This is a genomic window from Leptolyngbya sp. FACHB-36 (genome assembly GCF_014695955.1).
Taxonomy (GTDB): domain Bacteria; phylum Cyanobacteriota; class Cyanobacteriia; order Leptolyngbyales; family Leptolyngbyaceae; genus FACHB-36.
In genome coordinates, this window is the sequence record NZ_JACJPG010000012.1 from 1 (window position 1) to 3,137 (window position 3,137).

The 3,137-nt window shown below is 50.6% G+C and carries 3 protein-coding genes; 2 read left to right on the forward strand and 1 reads right to left on the reverse strand.

The genetic code is table 11. The features are described 5' to 3' along the window. The coding region (locus H6F43_RS00115) for an AAA-like domain-containing protein (protein WP_190340014.1) at nucleotides 1-1,172 on the reverse strand (1,172 nt) is incomplete at its 3' end. A gap of 245 nt (nucleotides 1,173-1,417) precedes the next feature. Between H6F43_RS00115 and H6F43_RS00120 the strand changes: the two genes are divergently transcribed. Both H6F43_RS00120 and H6F43_RS00125 read left to right on the forward strand, forming a co-directional pair. Continuing rightward, the gene (locus H6F43_RS00120) at nucleotides 1,418-2,458 is read left to right on the forward strand and encodes a hypothetical protein (protein ID WP_190340015.1); all 1,041 of its coding nucleotides are present in this window, start codon (nucleotides 1,418-1,420) and stop codon (nucleotides 2,456-2,458) included. 122 nt (nucleotides 2,459-2,580) lie between these two features. Then, nucleotides 2,581-3,137: hypothetical protein (locus H6F43_RS00125; RefSeq protein ID WP_190340016.1), on the forward strand; the 557-nt coding region annotated here is incomplete at its 3' end.

Sequence of the window (3,137 nt, forward strand, 5' to 3'; positions counted from 1 at the left end):
TGCGGCTCATTAGCGATGACGCGATCGAGTGCAGTTTGTAGCTCTGGATAATCTTGCAGCACTTGCCAGTGGCGACGGAGATGATCTCGATAAATCCCTGCTTGCGTTGGAGCCGCTTGCAGCAATTGCTCTAGCGTCTTACCCTGCTGCAAATGATAGAACGCCAACTGCAATAGGTATGGATGTCCGCCTACCATTGAAACCAGTGATTGCATCGCTTGAATTGAACTGTGCCAGCCATACTGCTTTGCCAACCATTGCACCTGCTCGATCGAGAGTTCCGGTAAACGAATTGGCAGCCCAACATTGAAGGGAGACTGATTCAGGTTGAGCGGAATATAAACCTCAGTCGAATGAGCAACAACCAGTCGTAATCGCTGCCAAACTTCTAGATTATTTGCCTCCTCGTGCCAGCTTCGCAGCAATGCAAAGAATCCTTGAGCGACTTGAGGAAATTCAAACAGCCAATCGACTTCATCTAAACCCAAGACTAAATTTTGATGCAGTCGCTCTAATATACAGAACTGAAAATAAGTCGTGCAGCTGACCAGGCTGCCAAACCGTTCTCCATCCCAATAGTCATCGAGCTGTACCGATAGATTCAACTTCTGACTGAGATTCACGCAGAACCAGCGCAGAAATGTATCTAAATCAGCCAATACTGCCGCTTCTGCCTGACGCAAATTGAGCCGCACCGTCGCATAGTTGATCTCGCTGGCCCTTGCCAAAATTCGATGGAGCAGAGACGTTTTACCCATGTATTGTGGAGCCCGAATCCGAACTAAGCCACCCGGTTTGCAAATTTCTTGAAGGCACTGCTCCTCAATGGGAGGACGTTCAACATAAAACGGAGATTTCAGCGTCAGGGGGCTGCCCGGAAATTCTAGATTGGCAAATTTTCCCTGATAAACAAGTTGTGGATTGACTAGCTCCGATCGATGTCGAGCAAACAAGTCAATTAACTCTTCTCGATGGGAATAATGTTCTCCCTCGGCATTACTGAAGCCAAATGCTTTACAAATGTTGGCAATATGGCGACGGATCGTAGAAGGTTCTAGATACAGCGCCGTGGCGATCGCCTCGTCGGTTTCGCCTGCTAAGAATCGCTGCAAGACTTTGCGCTGTTTTGGTGTCAGCTCCTCAAAAATCACTTTAAATTCGGGTTCGCCCATGCTGATCAAACTGCCTCACCTTCTATCCCTAGTTCAAATAGCTTCCAACGTTTTACTTCTGTTTCCAGTTTATAAATAGAATCAATCTTCTCGTGGATTGTGTAACTTTTTGCACAAGCCCTGCCGCAATCTAGCCGCTTGCTAGTGTATTCAATATCTGGGGAGATTCGACTTCCGGTTGGTGGGGTGCAATCGCTGCCAACTCACCGATCCTCTCACCCAACCTCTGAATCAGGAATTTTTTCATGGGGCGCAAATTGCTTACTCATTCACTCACGATCGCGGCTTTAATCGGTCTGACGGTTGCCTCCCCTGCTGCTGCTCAGTCTTCCTCGCAAGCCGCTTGTCCACAGTTCTCTTACCCACAACTGCCCACCAATGTTCGACCAAGGTTGGTACAAGAGTTAAATGGACACACCAGCTTTGTTTATTCCCTCACCCTTAGCTGCGATGGGCAAACGCTAATCTCAACCAGCAGCACCACCGATAAATCGGTCAGGCTGTGGAACTGGCGATCGGGCAAACAACAATTCAGTTTTACTGCCGACAATCCGAACGACTGGTTTACCACCGCTTTTCTGTCGCCTGATCGTCGAACGCTGATTACTGCTGACTCTAAAGGTGCAATTCAGCTTCGAGACCCTCAAACTGGATCAGTGAGATCGATTTTTCCGGCTCGGACTCGTGGGGTTGGGATTGTCACCCTCACCCTGGATGGACAGACGCTTGTGGACGCAACAGGTACAGGTGGCGACTTTAGCATCCGGTTATGGAACTTCAACACCCAGCAACAATACCCAGGTACGTTTGGCGCTTGGGCAGACATGTGGATGATTACCCCAGATGGCTACACCTTAGCGGCAGCCAGCAATAGCGGAACCGCCAAAGTCTGGAATCTTCGCACTCGGCAACTGGTCAGCGCCTTACCGACTAGCTCCACTGTTGGAGCAGTGGCGATCGCCCTAACACCCAATGCAGAATCACTGATCGCTGCTTACACAGACGGCTCTCTCAAACAATGGAATGCCAGAACTGGAAGGCTTAGCCGCACGCTGTTTCGAGGCATTCCACCTAAGTCGATCGCCATGAGTCCTGATGGTCGAACACTGGCGATCGGCTACCACAACCACATCCGCCTGTGGAACCTCAGCACCAATCAATTGCTGCATAACCTGCCTGCAAATGCCCCCGGTCCTCAGCGCTTGCGCTTCAGCCCCGATGGTCGATTTTTTCTCAACACGGATGAAGAGGGTGACGTGATTCGCATCTGGCAGCTTACTTCCTAGCAGGATGGCAGTTAGTGCAACTGATTGCTGATGACATGACGTCTTCTTTAATGTGTTTTCCATCGATCGATCAACCATTAATAAACGTGATTCAATTCAAAGCTGACAAAGGTTTAAGAAGCGTGGCTGCCCTACTGTGCCTGAGCGTCTCGGTTGCTTGGCAGTTTCCCAAAGGGGTAAACGCCAATGGTTTAGCTGTGCAGCCGCAAGCCGTTCCGCTCAGGATGGCACAAGCTACACCCAACTCATCTGCCCTTACCTGTCGAACAGAGCGGCAGCAATATGAGGAAGCGTTGTTGAATGCAATCTTTGGGCAGGCAGAGCAAGCGATCGCGATTGGACAAGTTGACTACGCCTCCCAACTGCTCGTTGGTGCACTTCAGCGAATTCGAGCCATGCCAAATTCCCCTGCCAAGATCAGCCTGCTGGAAAGATTGGTCGGCAGCTTGGGCGAAAACGTAGCCTACACCAGTCCGCTAGAGCAATTAATACAGGCTGTTCCCCCTCAGGCACCTCAAGCGGCTGGGGCAGTGGTGGGGGACGCATTTGCAGTCACTCGGACCCTAAGCACGAGCTACAGTGCTTCTAAAGCCCGAACGTTCACCGCACTCGCCAATTACTTCACCCGCTTAGGACAGCGCGATCGTAGCCTGATCATTCTCAGAGAGGCGTTCAATGC